Source organism: Photorhabdus heterorhabditis (assembly GCF_018448905.1).
Lineage (GTDB): Bacteria > Pseudomonadota > Gammaproteobacteria > Enterobacterales > Enterobacteriaceae > Photorhabdus > Photorhabdus heterorhabditis.
Genome location: NZ_RCWA01000193.1, coordinates 1 through 376 on the forward strand (window position 1 = coordinate 1; position 376 = coordinate 376).

Below are 376 nucleotides of genomic sequence, written 5' to 3' on the forward strand. Positions count from 1 at the left end.
TAACTTATCAAGGGCAGTTGCCCTGATATTATGGGCTATTTTTAGCCTGTTATGGGTTGTCAGTCCCAATAACAGGCAATCAATCTCTGTGGGTTTATTTTCAATGCCAGTCTTTTGCGACACCCTCAGTGCGGGCGGGGATATAAGGCGAAAAGCCCGTGGGGCTTTCAAGAACACTCAGGCGTTGACTGACTCTGAACGTAGGCTCTGAATGTTTCGATCGTTGCCCCTCCGGTGCTACAGACAAAATACGATCTTGACCACAGCAACCCTGTTTTGCTCTGCATTCGTAGATGTGTATTCTGCTGGCGTAGTAGCCGTGATGATACTGATTTCAGGTTGTTAACCATCACGCTCACTGCCAGCTTTGGCGGGT

1 protein-coding gene is annotated in these 376 nt (G+C 48.4%); it reads right to left on the reverse strand.

The window, feature by feature from the left end; genetic code table 11:
• Nucleotides 1–167: 167 nt before the first annotated feature.
• On the reverse strand, nucleotides 168–376 hold a 209-nt coding region (gene tnpA / locus EAE89_RS23255; protein ID WP_214086696.1), incomplete at its 5' end, for an IS200/IS605 family transposase.